General features: G+C 56.8%; 13 protein-coding genes and 1 tRNA gene. 6 read left to right on the top strand and 8 right to left on the bottom strand.

Annotation, left to right across the window (positions count from 1 at the left end; translation table 11 throughout):
- Positions 1–205: 205 nt before the first annotated feature.
- The 4 genes from ACW4YW_RS00155 to ACW4YW_RS00140 form a co-directional block, all read right to left on the bottom strand.
- On the bottom strand, positions 206–862 hold the full coding sequence (locus ACW4YW_RS00155) for an HAD family hydrolase (protein WP_457135700.1): 657 nt from the start codon (positions 860–862) through the stop codon (positions 206–208).
- A 197-nt stretch (positions 863–1059) separates the two neighbouring features.
- A complete protein-coding gene (locus ACW4YW_RS00150) occupies positions 1060–2409 on the bottom strand; it encodes an LLM class flavin-dependent oxidoreductase (RefSeq protein ID WP_457135699.1) in 1350 nt (449 codons plus the stop codon).
- A 78-nt stretch (positions 2410–2487) separates the two neighbouring features.
- Complete coding sequence (locus tag ACW4YW_RS00145) at positions 2488–3177, bottom strand: class II aldolase/adducin family protein (RefSeq protein ID WP_457135698.1); 690 nt, start codon at positions 3175–3177, stop codon at positions 2488–2490.
- A 34-nt stretch (positions 3178–3211) separates the two neighbouring features.
- Positions 3212–4279 (bottom strand): ABC transporter substrate-binding protein, encoded by a 1068-nt coding sequence (locus tag ACW4YW_RS00140; protein ID WP_457135697.1) that lies wholly within the window; start codon positions 4277–4279, stop codon positions 3212–3214.
- Positions 4280–4779: 500 nt separating this feature from the next.
- Here ACW4YW_RS00140 and ACW4YW_RS00135 point away from each other — a divergent pair, with 500 nt between their 5' ends.
- The 5 genes from ACW4YW_RS00135 to ACW4YW_RS00115 all read left to right on the top strand — a co-directional run bounded on the left by ACW4YW_RS00135 (position 4780) and on the right by ACW4YW_RS00115 (position 13002).
- Positions 4780–7173: a TonB-dependent receptor gene (locus tag ACW4YW_RS00135; protein WP_457135696.1), complete on the top strand. Its 2394-nt coding sequence runs from the start codon at positions 4780–4782 to the stop codon at positions 7171–7173.
- A gap of 152 nt (positions 7174–7325) precedes the next feature.
- Positions 7326–9107, top strand: coding sequence for an ABC transporter ATP-binding protein (locus ACW4YW_RS00130; protein ID WP_457135695.1), 1782 nt, complete (start codon positions 7326–7328; stop codon positions 9105–9107).
- Complete coding sequence (locus ACW4YW_RS00125; protein WP_457135694.1) at positions 9097–10938, top strand: ABC transporter ATP-binding protein; 1842 nt, start codon at positions 9097–9099, stop codon at positions 10936–10938. The genes ACW4YW_RS00130 and ACW4YW_RS00125 overlap by 11 nt, the downstream gene beginning before the upstream one ends.
- Positions 10939–11164: 226 nt before the next feature.
- Positions 11165–12208 (top strand): ABC transporter substrate-binding protein, encoded by a 1044-nt coding sequence (locus ACW4YW_RS00120; protein WP_457135693.1) that lies wholly within the window; start codon positions 11165–11167, stop codon positions 12206–12208.
- A 152-nt stretch (positions 12209–12360) separates the two neighbouring features.
- A complete protein-coding gene (locus ACW4YW_RS00115; RefSeq protein ID WP_457135692.1) occupies positions 12361–13002 on the top strand; it encodes a peroxiredoxin in 642 nt (213 codons plus the stop codon).
- A gap of 181 nt (positions 13003–13183) precedes the next feature.
- On the opposite strand, the gene ACW4YW_RS00110 is transcribed toward ACW4YW_RS00115, so the two are convergent.
- A tRNA-Asn gene (locus ACW4YW_RS00110) sits at positions 13184–13259 on the bottom strand.
- Positions 13260–13506: 247 nt separating this feature from the next.
- Positions 13507–13659: a hypothetical protein gene (locus ACW4YW_RS00105; protein ID WP_457135691.1), complete on the bottom strand. Its 153-nt coding sequence runs from the start codon at positions 13657–13659 to the stop codon at positions 13507–13509.
- A gap of 320 nt (positions 13660–13979) precedes the next feature.
- Between ACW4YW_RS00105 and ACW4YW_RS00100 the strand changes: the two genes are divergently transcribed.
- Positions 13980–15368, top strand: coding sequence for an exonuclease domain-containing protein (locus ACW4YW_RS00100; RefSeq protein ID WP_457135690.1), 1389 nt, complete (start codon positions 13980–13982; stop codon positions 15366–15368).
- Here the strand turns inward: ACW4YW_RS00100 and ACW4YW_RS00095 are convergent.
- Together ACW4YW_RS00095 and ACW4YW_RS00090 are read right to left on the bottom strand one after the other, a co-directional pair.
- Complete coding sequence (locus ACW4YW_RS00095) at positions 15365–17203, bottom strand: ABC transporter ATP-binding protein (RefSeq protein WP_457135689.1); 1839 nt, start codon at positions 17201–17203, stop codon at positions 15365–15367. The genes ACW4YW_RS00100 and ACW4YW_RS00095 overlap by 4 nt on opposite strands.
- Positions 17193–18995, bottom strand: coding sequence for an ABC transporter ATP-binding protein (locus ACW4YW_RS00090; protein ID WP_457135688.1), 1803 nt, complete (start codon positions 18993–18995; stop codon positions 17193–17195). The genes ACW4YW_RS00095 and ACW4YW_RS00090 overlap by 11 nt, the downstream gene beginning before the upstream one ends.
- Positions 18996–19061: the final 66 nt, after the last annotated feature.

The raw sequence follows: 19061 nt of genomic DNA, 5'->3' as shown, positions 1-19061 counted from the left end.
AAAAGCCAAATATCGCGTCTGTTTGGCTTTTTAAATGTGCTCAGGAAACCAGAACAAGTCAGGGTCGAGCTACACACAATGAATTGCTTTCCTCACAGGATTTCTCTAATTTTTCAATAAAGTTCATTTTTACTCAGCATTAGGTTGCCACATTTTCATCCGGTCCATTTTCAACAACGCTTTCTGTGCAAAACTACGGTTTATCCTATCCGTCTAAACCACGCCTGATGATGTCAGACAGCAGCAGCATGTCATCCACCGTCCGCTCCGCGCCTGCCTCCAGCAATCTGTCGGCTGCCATGGTGCCGGTATAGGCACATACCCGCATGTCGGCGGCGACCGCCGCCGCCACGCCGACATCGGTATCCTCGATTACCAAGCAGGCGGAAGGCTTGACTCCCTGGCTTTCTGCCGCCTTGAGATAGACGTCGGGCGCCGGCTTCGGCCTGCCCAGGTCTGCGGCACTGAATATCCTGTCGTTGAAATAAGGCAGCAAGCCGGTGATATCCAGCATTTCATGCACTTTGGCGGCACTGCTGTTGGAAGCCACGCAGTGCGGCAACTGTAGCTGCCGCAACACCTGCTCTACGCCGGCGATAGGCTGCAAGCCGTTGCGCAATGCGGCATCGCGCCTGGGCCGGTAGCGGGCAAGAAAATCCGCACCCGGCCGGCGGCCATAAATGCGGGCGATGATGTCCATGCACTGTTCGAGCGAATGGCCGACAAAATGCCTGGCCATCTCCTCGATCCGGGCAGGTATGCCTTCCTCGTTCAATACGTCGACAAATATCTGGTTGGTGATTTTCTCGCTATCGACCAACACCCCGTCACAGTCAAACACGACTAATTCATAAGCAGGCATGATTCCCTCATTGCCCAGGAGCCGTTAACAAAACCCTGCCGGCGTTGTGGCCCTGCCTTGCCGTACTACATGTACTGCTGCTTTTGGTAGGACGGCTAGCCATAATCGCCGAGCTTGGTTGGCGGCTCTAAGGTACGCTGTTCAAAGCGCAGAATGATGCCTTAAAACCAGGAGCTGTGCAGCTCCCGGCGTTCATCTTAAGCGCGCAATGCTTCCGGCGACGCCTGGGTGTTTGGATTGGCTGGCCGGTCCAGCCCCAGCCTTTCGCGGTAGGTATTGCCGCTGTACTCCTTCTGGAAGATGCCGCGGCGCTGCAGCTCTGGCACGACCAAACGGGCGAAGTCCTCCAGCCCCTTGATGGAGTAAGGCGGCACAACATTGAATCCGTCCGCACCCTTCTCGACGAACCATTGCTCGATCAAGTCGGCCACGGTTTTTACCGAGCCGATGGCCTGGATATGGCCGCGCGCCACCCGGAACTTGAGCACCAGTTGGCGGATGGTGAGGTTTTCGCGTCGGGCCAGCTCCAGTTGCTGCTGGAAGCGGCCGCGCCCGTTCTCGCCCGCGTCGTAAGGCAAGTCCGGCAACGGGCCGTCCAGGGGATATTGCGAAAGGTCGAAACCGCCGAATTCCAGGTCGCTGAAATCCACCAGCTCCTGCAGCTCGCCGTATTTGTCCTGCGCTTCCTGGTCGGTTTCCGCCACCACCACGTTCAGGCCCGGGGTAATCTTGAGCTGGTCTTCCGCCCTGCCGTATTTCGCCATGCGGCTCTTGACGTCGGCATAGTAATCCTGCGCCACCTTGAGCGAGGTTGCCGAGCTATAGGTCATTTCCGCCACGCGCGCGGCAAACTCCCTGCCGGTATCCGAATTGCCCGCCTGCACGAATACGGGATATCCCTGGATCGGCCTTGGATAATCGAGCAAGCCTTCGGAAGAGAAATAGTTGCCCTTGAAGCTCACCGGGTGTGCGGATGCCAGGTCATAGAAGTTGCCGGCGTGCCTGTCGGGATGGTCGAATGCATCGTCGTCCCAGCTGTCCCATAACGCCTTGGCCAGGTTGACGAACTCTTCCGCGCGATCGTAGCGCTGCTCGTGCGAGCGATTATCCTGTATGCCGAAATTCTTCACCGTGGCGGGATTCAAGGACGACACCACGTTCCAGCCGGCGCGACCGCCGCTGATATGGTCGAGCGAGGTAAACTGCCGGGCGATGTTGTAGGGCTCGGAGAAGTTCGTATTGACCGTGGCGACCAGGCCGATATTCTTGGTCTGCGTCGCAATCGCGGAAAGCAAGGTGAACGGCTCGAAATGGAAGTTGGACGGGTTTTTGGCCGCCTGCGGCGTCAGCTCGCCTGAACGGCCGATGAAATCGGCCACGAAGAAGGTATGGAACTTCGCCTCCTCCGCGATCTTCGCGGCGCGTATCCACCATTGCAAGTCCGGGCGGCCGTTTTCCTTCCAGACCGGATGCAGCCAGCCCGCAGGATGGTGCCCGTAGCGGAGCAGGAATACGTTCAGGATCAATTGGCGCTTGTTGTCACTCATATGGAGGCTCTCTTAAATATAAAAAGCCGGGCATCGAGGCCTATTGACCCTAGCCCGGCTATGTCGCGAGGTTGAAGCCTAGACGATATCTTCCAGATAACGGCCGCTGTAGGCCTTGGCCTTCTCCAGCAAGCCGGTGCGCTTCCACTGCACTTCCAGCGCGCCTGGCGTGTAGTGCTGGGCGCCGCCGATCTGCTCGGCGATCGCCTGGTAGCGCGCGGCCTCTTCCACGAACAGGATCAGCTCCGAAGTGCGGATGATGCCCTTGCCCCAGAAATTGACGCCGCCGTTGGACTCCAGCAAGGCTGGCGGAGGTGCCAGTTCAGGGTGCTTATCCAAGCGCTCCTTGATGACATCCAGAACGCTGCGCGTACGGTCGAGGTGGTTGGGAATTTCGCGCGCCAGCAAATGGCGGGCCGCGGCGACATATAGGATTGGGAACGGCTTGTGCGCCAGCGACCATGCCGACAGGAAGTTGGTATGGATATGGATGGCGGTGTCCGCATCCAGGCGCGACTCGTTCAGGATATGGCTGCTTTCCTCGGAGAACTTGCTGATACGCAGGCTGGGGGTCTGGTCACGCGCAAGCCCGCCCGGGAAGCGGATATGCAAAAGATTGTCGTGGCCCGGGATCTTGTGGGAGATATGGAAGGTCAGGCTCGCGGACAAGGTGCCGTTCTCGCGCAATACGTTGAATGCATGGATCGCATCGGCCTTGGCTTCGTCCACATAAGACACCAAGTCGATTTCGGATAGGTTTTCACTCATTTCACATCCTCCAGTTAAAAATTAAATACCGCTGCTAAGCAGCTATGTTGTCAGGGAAATTGGCAAACTTCGGTTGTGCTTCCACCAGTTTTCTGGCGGCTTCCAAGGGTTCATGGACTATCCAATCCCTGATATCGAAATCGTCCGCAAAATAGCCCCACTCGTGCAGAAAGTCCTTTTGCACTTCCAACCCGCGGATATATTCCTCGGATAATGACGGGGTGAACGACAGGTGCACATCCTTGCCATGCGAGCCGACCACATCTTCGGCAGAGGCAGCCCGGCCTTCAGGCAACAACAGATTCAGGACCTCTGCGGGGTGCTCGGCGGCCCAGGCGGCTGTCCTGAGCAGGACGGCCAAGTAGCGGGCCACGATATCGGGATGCTTTTCAAGGAAGGCACGGTCGACAGTCACCGGACGAGGCGTACCGTTATTCACGCGCAACAAGGGATCTGCCAGGTCGTTGATATTGAGCAGTTGCCGGTAAAACGGATTCTTGGCCAGTTGATAGCCGCGGGCAAACCGGACAAAAATCGCATCCGCTTCGCCGCTGTCCAGGGCATCCAGCTCAACGTGCCGGTATTCACGCGAGATTCTCGGGCCTTGCTGCGTATCGTAATTTTCCGCCTTGATATCGACGAAGTGCGCATCCTCGCGCCCTAACCCGGCAAGCTTCAAGGCGGTGGCAAAACCGTGCTGCGCGGCGCCACGCTGGAAATCGATGACAGCGCCGGCGTGGTCAGGGATAGCCAGGCGCTTGCCCTTCAGGTCGGCTAGCTCATGAATATCGCTATCCGCCTTGACAATAATGCCTTGATACTCATCGAGCCAGGTAATCGCCACGACCACAGTATCCTGGCCGGTCCCCTTGGCCCATATCGGCGGGATATTCCCGCCCTCGCGGAACAAACCCGACTGCTTATGATGAAAATGCGCGTTGCGCAACTCGAGGCTGTCAGAATCGCGCAGCGAGTTGAGGATAGTGCCGTCCTGGGCAAACTCGGCCTGCAGCCAGCCTTGGCGGATCGCCAATGCGGAAGCCGTGGCGGCACCGCAACGGGTGTACCAGAGGCGAATTGGTTCTGCTGGGTTCTGTGCCATATACATCCTTAACCACAAGTCATCTGAACCCATTCATTCGCAAGCACTATGCCAGCATCAACTTAAGCAGGATAAGGCCACGATATTTAAAAATTAATCTATTTTATAAAATAAATTTACCAAATTATTATTTTTTATATGAAATTTACTATCTACAACTGCTAAAAAATTACGATAAACACTCTCAATATCAGTGACCAGAAATCAACAATCTCCTCAATAAGCCATGCTGCCTCTGCTGAAAAACAAACATATCCTGACTTGTCGCTCGCAATTGCTGCTTGAAAAACAACATTTGTTTAAAAATAAACATCTGGCATTGCTCCCAAAACAACAGCGCTACTGATACAAAAATAAGAGAAAAATAAATTTCCAATATAATTCAATTGGTTAAGATATTTACATAAAGAAAAAAAGTACTGGCACGAATCCTGCCGATAGTTTTGCCTGTGCACAGCAATGCGCTGGGCCATTCATTTCATTATTAGCAGGAAAATTCAATGTCCAGGAAAAGCACGACCTTGCCAACGGAGTCGGTCCCAAGCCCATTTGTCAAACGACAACTCACAATCGCCGTAGCCGCCGCATTTGCAGGCAGTTTTTTTATCGCTCCCGCATTTGCGGCCGATGAGCAAACTCCTCAAGCCACGGATACCGCTACGACACAAGCAGCATCAAACAACGAAGAAACCACTCCTGCCGAAGCAAAGGATGTCGAATCATCCCTTGGCAGCATTGTGGTGACCGCCCAACGCCGTGAAGAAAATGCGCAGGAAGTACCAACCGCCATTTCGGTATTGGGAGGCGAAGAATTCCAGCAAAGAGGCATAGGCCGTTCTGCAGGCGAAATTCTGAACAACGTTCCCAACTCGTCAGCCGGCACCATCCAGAATGGCCGGCCACGCTGGTGGATCCGTGGCGTGGGCGCAGGCCAGCAGCAGCTGGACTTCCCCAACCCCATCGGCTTCTATATTGATGACGTATTCATCAGCAATGCCAGCGCCACCGGTATCCCCATTTTCGACCTGGAACGCGTGGAAGTCTTACGCGGCCCGCAAGGCACGCTCTGGGGCAAGAATACGACTGGCGGCGCTATCAATATCGTTTCCAAGAAACCTACCTTCTCGGAGAATCCTGAAGGCTATGCCAAGGTGGATTACGGCAGCTTCGGTGACAAGGTAATCCAGGGCGCAGTGGGAGGCACTATCGTCGACGAGCGCATCGCAGGCCGTATTTCCTTCTATAACCAGGACCTCGATGGCCGCTTCAGCAACCAATTCAATGGTAAAACCAGCGGCGGCGTTGAAGACTCGGTCATTCGCGGCCAATTGTTGTTTGCGCTGACGCCTGACCTCGATGCCTTATTGAACGTTTACCACCGCAAGTACAAAACCGACGGCAACGTCGGTACGGTATACAGCCGGACAGGCGAGTTCCGCAATGGCTACCGACCTAGCCGGAATATCAACCATGTCAGCAGCAATGCGGAAGATAGCAGCGATGTCACACAAAACGGGATTTCGTTGAACGTCAATTGGCAGATTGGCAAACTTACACTGACATCGATCACTGCCTATGCTGATTACAAGGCCGAGACGCTCAGCGATTCAGATAATACCCCTTTGGAAATCGGCCGCGGCTACACGGATGCGAAAAGCAAGCAATGGACGCAGGAGTTCCGCCTGGCGTCCCCTCGTGAAGACCGTTGGAATTGGCTGACAGGTTTCTTCTATTTCAAGGAGGATATCGACTCCTTCACGGCAGCTGCAAGACTGCCCAATGGTGTTGTGCCGCAGCTGGCAGGCTCTTCCCAGGCTCCAACCTTCAATAGCAGCGACTTGTCTCACAAAACCGAAAGCTACGCTATCTTCGGTAGCACTACCTATAACTTTACCGACAAATTCGACACCACACTTGGCGCACGCTGGACGACTGAGGAAAAGGAATATGACCTCAATCGCCGTAGCAATGCGCAAATCGGCACCGGCGCGGATACCAGCTGGTCTGACTATGGATCATGGTGGAGTTCATATAATGGGGGCATTGGCGGTACCGGGACTTTCACCGACGCACGTGATAAGCGCTGGAACGCTTTTACTTACGACATCACCCCGCAATTCAAGATCACGGACACTGACCGCGTTTACTTCAAGTTCTCCCGCGGCATCAAGTCCGGCGGCTACAATACCGCTGCCGCCAACCCACTGGCATTGAATACATTGAAGCCGGAAGAATTGAACGCCTACGAAATCGGCTATAAGTCCGAATGGTTGAATGGCCGCTTGAATTTCAATGCCAATGCCTTCTACTACGACTACAGCAATGTACAAGTCAATGTCGTGGGTACCAATCTTGCCGTGCCGATTTCCTACTTGCAGAACGTGGAAAAAGCCAGCGTCAAGGGCGCCGAATTCGAAGTCGAGGCATTGCCGACCAATAACCTGCACTTGAATGCCAATATCGGCATACTCAAGACCGAGTTCGAAAAGTTCGACATCCAGAATGGCGGCGGCAACCACGATGGCAACGAGTTCGTGCGCGCCCCACGCTGGAGCGCCCAATTGCGCGGCACCTACAATATCCCACTGGAAAACGGCAGCAGGATATTGCTGGGAGCCGATGCACGCTATCTGGGCAAGCAGTATTTCTTTGTCGTACCGCAAAACAACGACTTGCTGAACCAGGGCGCCTACACCTTGGTGAATGCACGCGTAAGCTACTTGACCAAGAACGACAAGATCGAGATCACCGGCTACGTCAACAACTTGTTCGACAAGGAATACCGCTACCACGCCCTACCAGCAAGTGCTCCTGCAGGCACCGCCATCTCTGGCAACACTGTGTATTGGGGCAACCCAAGAACGATAGGCGCGTCCTTGACCTACCGCTTCTAATAATTTCAGTCAACTAACCTAAACACTGTACAACTTTGTTCAAGAAACAGCCTGGAAACAGGCTGTTTCTTTTATTGAGCTCTAGCGACATCAATGCAATCGAGCGTCCTGCCAAATTATTCGTATCTTTAAACCACGAGCACTCAATCAGTATGAAGCAATACCCCCTCATCCGCTGCCTGCTTTTGTATCGCTACATGCCATACAAATTTGCCTTGACCGCTGCCTTGTTCACCCTCGTCAATATCGGCATGGCGTGGCAGCTATGGCTGGTCGGCCAAGCGGTCAACGATGTCCAGAGCGGCAATGCCATTACCAGGCTGGCGGATGGCAGCCTGGAATATTCACAAGCGCTGCACTGGATACTCCTGCTGCTCGCGGTCGCTGCGGCACGCGGAGTGCTGCAGTATATCGGCGGCCTGATGTCGCTGGTGATCGGCCAAGACCTGCTCACCATCCTGCGCGAGCGCATCCTGCACCAGGTGCAACGGCTGGATCTCGCCTACCACTGGCGGCACGGCATGGGCGAAATGGTCACGCGCACCACGCGGGATGCCGACAAGGTGCGCGACGCCCTGATCAACTTCTGGCGCCAGGTGTTCGAGGCCAGCCTGTGGGTGCTGGTTTCCGTCGCCCTGCTCTCCTGGTATCACCCATGGCTGGGCCTGGGTACGCTGACATTCACGCTGGGCGGCATTGCATTATTCGTCACCCAGACAGAAAAATTGGTGACGCTGGATAGGGCCGTAGGCGCGGCCTATGACGCGGTCAATCAGGAACTCAGCGAAGGAGTGAACGGCGTGCGAGTCATCAAGTCCTTCGGCCTGGAACAGCAGCGCGTCGCGGTTTTCACGACGCTGGTGCAGAGCTTCATGCAGAACGCGCGCAGCGCACTGGCCTATGCCGCCTCGCGTATTCCCCTGCCACAGACCGTGGTTGCCTTGAGCCATGTCTGGATCCTGGCTGCGGGGGCATACCTGGTGCAGCAAGGCACGCTCAATATCGGCGAACTGGTTGCCTCGATGCTGGTCGCCAATGCGCTGGTGTTCCGCATCGAGGGCATCGGCCGGGTGATCCAGATTTTCGCCGATGCGCGCGCCTCCGCCGCACGCATCTGGGAACTGCTCGACGAGCAGCCGACGATCAACTCAGGCGCCGACTCCGTTCCAGAAGGGGCATTGGGCATCCGGCTGAATCATGTCGGCATTCAATCCCCTGGCCAGGGCAATGCGATATTGCAGGATTGCAATCTGGAAGTCGCCCCAGGCGAGGTGGTGGCGATCGTGGGCATGACGGGCTCCGGCAAAAGCAGCCTGGCGGGATTGCTGCCGCGCTTGCTGGATGCGGATGCCGGCAGCGTGGAAATCGGCTCGCCCTGGGCAGGATGGAACAATATAAAATCATTCAAATTAAATGAATTAAGAAAAAAAATTAATGTCGTTCCTCAAGAAAGTTTCTTGTTCTCCGACACTTTGGAGGCCAACCTGCGGCTAGCCAAGCCGGAGGCAAGCGAGCAACAAATCCTGCAAGCCTTGGAGCAAGCGGGTGCAACGGAAGTGCTCGACCGCCTGAGCGACGGCCTGCAGACCAGAATCGGAGATCGCGGCATCACCTTGTCCGGCGGGCAGCGGCAGCGCATCAGCCTGGCACGCGCGTTTCTCGCCGAGCCTTCCATCCTGGTGCTGGACGACGCCACCAGCGCGCTGGACGCCATTACCGAGCGCCAAGTGCTGGACAACATCCGCCAGCTGCGCAACAGCAACGGCCAGCCCATCACCGTCATCCTGATTGCCAGCAAGCTCTCCACCATCCTGCTCGCCGACCGCGTCGCCATGCTCGACCAGGGCCGCATCAGCGACCAAGGCACGCATGAGCATTTATCCACCACCAATGCGCAATACCGCGACCTGCTGGGAGTCAGCCATGGCAAATGATTTCCGCGGCGACAAGCCGCTCAATGACATCGAGCTGGAACAGGCATTCGCGCGCAAAAAGCTGGACCGCAGCATGTTCTGGCGTCTGCTGCCGTTGCTGCAGGATGTGAAGGGCCGGATTCTCGCCGTGATCCTGCTCGAAATCGTGCTGGTGGGCGTGATCTTCATCCGCCCGTGGTTCCTGCGCGAGGTGATCGACAACGGCTTCATCCAGACCGCGCAAGGCATCGTCCTCAATACCCCGCTGCTGGTCTGGATGTCGGTCGCCACCGGCTTGAGCTGGGCATTGCGCTTCAGCCTGGGCAGCTTTTCGCAATACCTCGCCGGCACGGCGGCCATCGACATCCTCAACAAGCTGCGCATCCGCGTGTTCAGCCATGTGCAGGCATTGAGCGTGCGCTATTTCGACCAGACCAAGGCCGGCCGCATCATTTCACGCGCCGACCGCGATATCGATACGTTGGAGCCCTTGCTGGTGCAAGGCCCGCCCGAGCTGTTCTCGGCGTTGCTGCGCCTGGTCGTGGCCTCGATCGCCCTATGGTGGATTTCGCCCAAACTGTTTCTAGCCCTAGCCAGCATCGTGCCTTTCCTGATTTTGGGCACCTGGCTGTTCAAGCGCATCTCGGAGAAAATCTGGGGCCGTGTCGCCGAAGCGCGCGCGCGCTTTACCGCGCACCTAGTGGAAACCGTCTCCGGCGTGCGCATCCTCAAGCAGACGGTCAACGAATCCAGCAATGCGCGCCGTTATCGCGGATTGCTGGAAGACTTCAACAATATCCTTATCAGGGGCTCCATGAAGTCAAGCTGGTTCCTGCCATTGACGCAGGTGCTCAGCACGGTCGGCATGGCCTTCCTGCTCATGGTGGGCGGTATCGGCATCGCGGACCAGGAAATGACGGTCGGCCAGCTCGCGCAGAGCCTGTTCTATGTCCAGCTGTTCCTCGGCCCGCTGCAGGAGCTGAACGATTTGTTCGAGCGCTACACTTCCGGTGCCTCGTCGGCGCAGCGTATCTTCCTGATGCTGGATACCGAGCCTGAAATCCAGGACCCGGCAACGCCTGCGACACCCAAGCAGGAATCCGGCAAGGTCGAATTCGACAACGTCATTTTCGGCTACCTGCCGGAAAAGCCCGTTATCCGCGGCTTCAACCTCGACATCCATCCTGGCGAAGTATTGGCGATTGTCGGGCCGACCGGCCATGGCAAAAGCACATTGGTACAGTTGCTGACGCGTTTCTATGAGGTCAATGCGGGCGCGGTCAGGATCGACGGCCAGGACGTGCGCGAGTATGCGCAGCAGGATTTGCGCCGCAAGGTGGGCATCGTGCTGCAGGACAACGTCCTATTCTCCGGCACGGTGCTGGATAACCTGCGCCTGGCAGCTCCTGAAGCCAGCGATGAAGCCCTGATTGCCGCCGCGCGCGAACTGGGTGCCGATGAAGTGCTGGAGCGGCTGCCTGCGGGCTACCGTACCGCAGTCGGCCCGCTAGGCGCATTCCTCAGCCACGGGCAGCGGCAACTGGTCTGCCTGGTGCGCGCCTATCTCGCCAACCCGGCCGTGCTGGTGCTAGATGAAGCCACTTCTGCCGTGGATATCCATACTGAACGCCGCATCCAGACCGCCTTGCGCCGCTTGTGCGAAGGCCGCACCGCCATCATCATCGCGCACCGGCTTGCCACCATCCGCGATGCAGACCGTATTGCCGTCATCTGGGACGGCAATATCCAGGAGCTAGGCAACCATCAACAGCTTATCCGCCAGGGCGGCGCCTATTCCCGGCTTTACCAGGCATACGAAGAAGCCTCCAACGCCAACAACCAGCCTGCCTAGCCTCAGCCACGATCAGGGATACTGTTTCATAATCAACAGTATCCCTGGCTACTGTTGATTTACAATCACCACCTAATAATAAATAACATTAATAAATTATATTAATCAATTGATATATAGATAATTTCAACAATTAATACTTCTATGTTTACCCTGGCATGGAACATGCCACTAATAAGGCTCCAACCTGTCCATCTGCGCAGGCTCAATTACAAGGAGACTCTTCATGTCGTCAGCAAGCTCTCAAAACACATCCGTTGATACCCTTTGGTATACACGCTGCCCGGTCCCCACCCCGCTCGGCCTTGCAGCCCGCCAGGACTGGTTCAAGCAGGAATTCCAGCCCGACAACATCACGATCAACACCCTGCAGGAAACCCGCGACCCGGAACTGCTCGAATCGCACTATGACCACAAGCTGCCGCACTCCTTCCGCCAAGGCGGCAACGTCCCGGCCATCTGGGCCCGCGCCAATGGCGCAGATACCAAGGTCATCGGCCTCAATTGGGTCGACGAAGCCCAATTGCTCCTTGCCCTGCCTGCTTCCGGCATCAAGGAGCCCAAGGACCTCAAAGGCAAGAAAATCGCATTGCCATTGAACCGCATCAGTATCGACCATCAACGCGCCAGCGCATTGCGCGGCATTGTCGTCACGCTGGAAATAGCAGGCCTTTCCACCAAGGATGTGGAATTGATCGACTTTGAAGTGCCGCAATCCGCGCCTGGCTTTGGCTGGGGCAATGGCACCCGCGTTGCCTATGCAACCGAGCTGGAAGCTCTCAAGAGCGGCAAGGTCGATGTCATCTTCACCAAGGGCGCACGTGGTTACGAAGCCGCCGAAGCCAACGGCCTGACCATTGTCTACGACGTACGCAACCACCCCGACCCGAAAGTCCGCGCCAATAACGGCGCCCCACGCCCCATCACGGTCGATGGCGAACTCCTGCGCCAGCGTCCTGACCTGGTAGCCCGCTTCCTGCGCCGCATCGTCGATGCCGGCGACTGGGCAGCGGCCCACGAAGCTGAAACCGTGGCTTACATTGCCAAGGAATCCGGTTCTACCGACGAGTACGTGCGCAAGGCCTATGGCAACGACATCCACCTGCACCAAGGTACCGATCTGAACCCGGAATTCATCGCCGCGCTGGAAGGCTACAAGAACTTCCTGCTGGAATGGGGCTTCATCAAGGCGGACTTCGACGTCAAGGCATGGATAGATCCGGCCCCTCTGGCTGAAGTGCTGCGTTCGCTTTCGCAAAAGGCGGCATAATAAGCATATAACAAATAACCATAACAACTGCTGGCGCAGTATGGTTAAAATCGAGGCAGCCTTCATACAATGAGGGCTGCCTTATTCATTTGACGGCCGTTGTAGAACCAGGCCATCAATACTAGTCAGAGAATCAATCAGGAGGCCTCAACATGGCAACACTACGCTTGGGTGACACCGCACCCGACTTTACCCAGGATTCCAGCATCGGCACTATCTCTTTCCATGAGTGGCTGGGCGATAGCTGGGCCATCCTGTTCTCCCATCCTGCTGATTACACGCCCGTTTGCACAACAGAACTCGGCGCTACCGCCAAGCTTGCGGAAGAATTCAAGAAGCGCAAGGTCAAGCCCATTGCGCTCTCCGTCGACCCGGTAGACTCGCACAAGGGTTGGATCACCGACATCAACGAAACCCAGGACACGGAAGTCAACTTCCCCATCATTGCCGATGCCGACCGCAAGGTGTCGGAGCTCTACGACCTGATCCATCCCAACGCCAGCACCACCGCCACCGTGCGCTCCGTATTCATCATCGACCCGAACAAGAAAATCCGCCTGACGCTGACCTACCCCGCAAGCACAGGCCGCAACTTCAACGAAATCCTGCGCGTGATCGACTCGCTGCAACTGACCGAATACCACAGCGTTGCTACCCCCGCCAACTGGGAAGACGGCGACGACGTCGTCATCGTGCCCTCGATCACCGACCCGGAAGTACTCAAGCAAAAATTCCCCAAGGGCTACAAAGCTGTCAAGCCTTACCTGAGGCTCACCCCTCAGCCCAATAAATAAGGATTGATTGATCCAACGAATGCCCGGCTAGTCCGGGCATTTTTTATTGATTTCAGAAAATACAGGTTCTACGGGCTCACTTAATGGATGTTGCTAGAAAGCAACACGATACGGACTACGATGAAATTTTAGATAAAACTGAAAGAAAAAAGGCCCACATTGCTGTGGGCCTTTCTCTATTTGGCTCCCCGACCTGGGCTCGAACCAGGGACACACGGATTAACAGTCCGTTGCTCTACCGACTGAGCTATCGGGGAATCGAGAAGCCGCTACTATACTGGCCTGGCGAGGCGTGGTCAACTATTTTCTGCAAAAAATAGGCAGAATTTTCCGACCCGAAAATACCCTATTCCAGCTTATCGAGAATTTCCTTTTCTAATCAATTATTCATATGCAAAGATCATGGTCGAGCATAGCAATGCCAAAAAACCGTACTCGACTTAACAAATGAAAAAGGCTTGCGACATGCAAGCCTTTTTCATTTGCTCCCCTATTAAATCCAACTCAATATCCTACGCTTTCATCTATCACGGACTGAATAATGTCATCAGTAAAAGGCGTGCCGGCAGCCCGTAAAGCAATTACGAGGTCATCGACTTCGTGTACTTTGTCAGAATCATCGGTTGCAACCAACTGATTATATTCCACTTCATCCATAATACTCTCCTTTATTCATGTGGGTAAATTAATCATAAGCAGGCCATGTGAAAGCTGTATTACAAAACATCTCTTAATAGATTTCTTCAACCTGACTCTTAATCACAATAATGAAACTACTATGTTAGAGGCTCAATAGCCTGTTTGCACTAATGCAGTCATATACCGATATGACCTTGTCTGATGTTATATAAGCATTAAGCATATCTCGTGCCACAAGACTGAGTTCGGCTACTCTGGTCACATATGAGTTGCGGGTGTTCGATCAGGCGTTTGGCCTGCTGTACAATCATCCATATATTCGAGTTTCCCCCGCACCTATGTTGCCCGCTTACGTACTGCTAGACCTTGAAACCACAGGCGCTACCCCTGTGACGGACCGTATTACCGAAATCGGCCTGATCCGTTACGAGAACGGGGTCGAGGTCAAACGCTGGCAGACCTTGGTCAATCCTGAAATGCACATTTCGCCTTTCATCAATGCCATTACCGGCATCAGCAATGCCATGGTGAAGGATGCACCTTTGTTCCGAGATGTCGCCAACGAGCTACTTTCCCACCTGCACGGGGCGGTATTGTGCGCGCACAACGTACGCTTCGATTACGGCTTCCTCAAAAACGAGTTCAAGCGCCTGGGCATGACGTTGCGACAAAATGTGCTTTGCACCGTCAAGCTGTCGCGCCAGCTTTATCCCGAATACAAGCGCCACGGCCTGGATGCCATCATCGCGCGCCACGGCATCGTCTGCGCGGCACGACACCGTGCCATGGGCGACGTGGATGTGATGGCGGAATTCCTGCATATTGCAGAAGCCGAGCATGGATTGGAAACATTGCAAGCCACGGCCGAGGAGTTGCTCAAAGGCCAGTCGCTACCTGCCGACATTGATCCACAATTGATAGAAGGCATACCGGAAACACCCGGCGTTTATTTCTTTTACGGCGAAAACGCCCTTCCCCTCTATGTAGGCAAGAGCGTCAACCTACGCAATCGCGTGTTGTCGCATTTCAACAGCGACCATGCACGCGCACGCGGCATGCGTATCGTCCAGGAAATCAAGCATATCGAATGGATAGAGACTGCCGGGGAGTTTGGCGCGTTGTTATTGGAAGCCAGGCTGGTCAAGGAGCGCCAGCCGATACATAACCGGCAGTTGCGTCGCGAGCAGCAGCTTTGCTCATGGCACCTGGCTCCATCCGCCGGGCAGCATCCCCTGCTGACCCTGGTCGCCCAGGAGGATATGACGCAAGACTTGCTGGGCGAACTCTACGGCAACTATCGCACCAAGCGCCAAGCCATGGACGCTTTGCGCCAGCTTGCCCAGGAGCACGGGCTTTGCCCGCAACACCTTGGGCTGGAAAGCGGCAATGGCCCTTGCTTTTCATATCAGCTCAAACGTTGCAAGGGGGTATGCTGCAACCAAGAGCCGCCGGAGCTGCACTACCTGCGCCTGAAGCAGGCGCTGATCGGCCTCCGGTTGAAGCCATGGCCTTACCCCGGCAAGATCGGCATCCGCGAAACCAATGCCAAGAATGGAAAGTCCGCAGTGCATGTGTTTGAGCACTGGTGCTACCTTGGCACGGCGGACGACCACGACAGCCTGGATATGATGCGCCACACCAAGACGGCGTTCATCTTCGATATCGATACCTACAAGCTGCTGCTGAAACAGCTCAACAAACCCAACCTGCAATTGCTGCCGCTTTAAAACTCCTGCCCGGCCTCATAGGCATGATACAGCGCGGCATAATGCCCGCCCTGGCGCATCAATACGTCATGCGCGCCCTGCTCCACCACCTGGCCGTCGCGGATCACGGCAATGCGGTCGGCATCGCGGATAGTGGCAAGCCTATGGGCGATGATGATGGCGGTCCGCCCTTCGCACAAGCGCCGCAAGGCATGCTGTATCTTGCGCTCGGTCTGGATATCCACGGCGGAAGTAGCCTCGTCGAGGATCAGGATAGCCGGGTCTGCCAGATAGGCCCGTACCAGGCAGACCAGTTGCCGCTGCCCATGGCTTAAATGGCTGCCGAGGGCGCCCACCTCGGTCTGGTAGCCATGCGGCAAGCGGCTGATGATGTCGTGCACGCCCAATGCCTCCGCGGCGGCGATCAGCTCCTGTTCGCTGGCGTGCGGCCTTGCCAGCCGCAGGTTGTCGATGATCGTGCCGCTGAACAGGACGTTGTCCTGCAGCACCACGCCGACATGATGGCGCAATTCATGCTGCGCCACGGATTTCACGTCCTTGCCGTCGACCAGGACCGCGCCGCCCTGCACCTCGTAGAAGCGCGTCAGCAATTGCACCAGCGTGCTCTTGCCATGGCCCGTAGGCCCGACGATCGCCAGCACCTCGCCTGCCTCCACCTTGAGGTTCAGGTTGCGTATGACCGGGTTTTCGCCGTCCGGATGATAGGAGAACACCACGTCGCGGAATTCGACATCGCCCCGCACCTGCGGCAACGGCGTCGGATGCTCGGCATCGCGGATCTCCGGCTGGGTGTCGAGCAGCAGGAAGATGCGCTGGGCAGAGGCCACGCCATTGATGTAGCGCTCGAACAAATCACCCAGTTCCTGCAACGGCCCGAGGAACATGAAGACATAGAACATGCTGGCGGCCATCTGCCCAAAACTGATATGTCCCAAGGCGACTTCATGGCCGCCGAAGACGATGAGCAGCATCATGCCCAATGTCGTCAGCACGCCGGTAAAATGCGAGAACCAGCCCGACATCAGGGTATTGCGGATCAAGGCGTTGATGAAGTCCTGGATCAGCACGCGATAGCGGGCGCGGTTGTTTTCCTCCTGCACCGCCTGCTTGATCAGGCGTACGCCGGCCACCGTCTCGACCAGGTGCGCAGTGAAGCGCGCGCGGTTTTCCGCCACCCTGGCGTAATTGCTCTGCGCCAGGTATTTGAACAGCCATGTCGCCCCGAACAGCAAGGGAATCACCGAGGCCAGACTGAGGAACAACACCGGCGAGGTCAGCCATAGCAGTATCCCGGCCACCACGCTGCGCAGCAAGGCCGACAACAGCTCGGGCGGCCCTTGTATCATCAACGGCTCCAGGCTGTCGACGTCGCGGTCTATGCGCGAGACGATGCGGCCGGACTTGGTACGGTCGAAATAGCCCACGCTCAAGTGCTGCACATGGTTGAACACGCTCACGCGCAAGCTGTTCAACACCCGGATCGCCGCCGAGCCGGACAGGAATTGGGAAACGCCTGCCAGACCGAAACGCCCAGCCCAGGAGATGGTCATGCCGACCAAGGCCCACAGGATGATATGGGTATTGAGGCTATAGCCTCCCGCCAGTCCTTTTACCAGGCCATGGTCAATCACCTGCTCGATCATGTAAGGCCGCAGGAACACGAGCGCGACCAGCACTATCTCAGCAATGATGGCCCCGGCCACGAAATGCTTCACCGGGCGAAGCAAAGGCAGCAGGCGCCAGAACATGCCGCGCTGCAATTTCTGCTGCGCCAGCATTTCCTCCAGCTCGATGTCTGACATCACGCGCAGTGCGGGTGTTTTATCACTGGCCACTATCCACCCCCATCAATTCACTGTATTCCGCACTGTCTTCCACCAGGCTTGCGTGCGTCCCTTCCGCAATGATCCTGCCGCCCGAAAGCACCAGCACGCGATCCGCCAACAGGATGGTGGATAGCTTGCTGGCAATCATCAGCACCGAAACCGCCTGGCCCTTGTCTTCAGGCAGGCGGCGAATATTGTTCAATACCGTGCGCTCGGTCACGGCATCCAGCGCACTGGTGGCATCGTCCAGCACCAGGATCGAGGGCTTGCCTATCAAGGCGCGGGCAAGGCAGATCCGCTGCCGCTGTCCGCCCGAGAGCGTAATGCCCCTATCGCCGATTCGCGTCTCCAAGCCCGACTCCAACCGTGCCAGCACCTCTTCTGCCGACGCCATGCGCAATGCCCACAGCAGCTCCTCATCCGTTGCGTCCTGGCCCGCCAGGCGCAAATTGCTGGCCAGGCTGTCGGAAAACAAGAAACCTTCCTGCGGCACGACATGGATCGCGCGCCTCAAGGCGTCCAGGGTGAAATCGCGGACATCGTGCCATTCATCATCCCACCTCAGCTCGATCTTGCCCGCCTTGGCATCGGCAAGCCTGGGCAGCAAGCTTGCCAGGGTACTCTTGCCTGAGCCTGTCGCTCCGACCAGCGCCACGACCTCGCCGGGCTTGAGTTCAAAACTGCATTGGTCAAGCACCGGATTGCCTCCGCCTGGAGGCTCGACGCCCACCTGCTGCAGCCGGACGCCAAGCGCCTTGCCTTGGGGAATATCCAGCGTTCCACCTTCAATCTCGGGCAAGGCGTCCAGCAACTCCCATATGCGCGCCGCCGACGAACGCGCATCGGCAAACACCTGCATCACCCTTCCCACCCCTTCCACCCTGAATACCAGCGTGGTAGCCATCAACAGGGAAGCCACCAGCTCCCCGTAATTCAAATGCCGGGTGTAGACCAGATATGCGCCCACGCCCAGCACCCATACCTGCCCGAGCCCGACGACGAACTGGGGGATGGGTATCCTGCTTGCCGAGTAGCGCAAGGCTTCCAGGGCCTGGCCGACAAAGAAGCGGACATGGCGCTCGAACTGCGCCACGCGGGTGGATTCCAGGCTGAAGGCCTTGATCACGCGCACTCCGCTCACCCCTTCCGTCAGGTCCTGGTTCACGCTGTCGAACGCCTGCCCCACGGCACGGTCGAGCTGTACCAAATGGTCGGTCTGGCGGAATAGGATGTAGAAGCCCAGGGTCGTCAATAACAAGGGGCCAATGCCCAGCAACGGGTGATACCAGAACAGGAAGCCGACTGCGGCGATGACGATGAACGAGGTGTCGACCACCTGCCGCCAGAAGCTGATCAAGGCATCGCGCAGCTTATCAGCGTCGCGCGTGGTGCGCGTGACGATCTCGCCCGCGCCGTGCAGCCAGTGGTAGGCCAGGTCCAGCCGCTGCACCTGCACCAGGATCATCTCGCGCAAATATCCCAGCAGGTCTTGCTGGATCACCAGCGACAGCCAGCCGACAAAGTACATCAGCAATGCCCGGGCTGCGGCAATGCCAACAATGACGAGCAGCCAATGCCAGGCAACGCTGGCATCCAGGTTGCCAGCCGCATCCGCGACAACGGCCACGCTCTGCTCCACATCGTGCACGGCACGCGCGATCATGCCTTGCTGCCAGGCCAGCATGAAGTTGGCGAGGGCAAACAAGGCGGCGGAAATCCAGAAACGTACGGGCGTACGCCGATAGAGCCACAAACATCGCAACAAGGGATAGGAACGGAGATTCACAAACCGGGCTTTCATACAGCAGGGTTATGCGCCATGCCCGGGGAGCCAGGCATGGCGGCAGTGCAGGAACGCACTGCGTTA

It is taken from the genome of Methylobacillus pratensis, assembly GCF_054072455.1.
The sequence above is the reverse complement of the archived record's forward strand: the minus strand, read 5'-3'. Positions and strand labels throughout refer to the sequence as shown.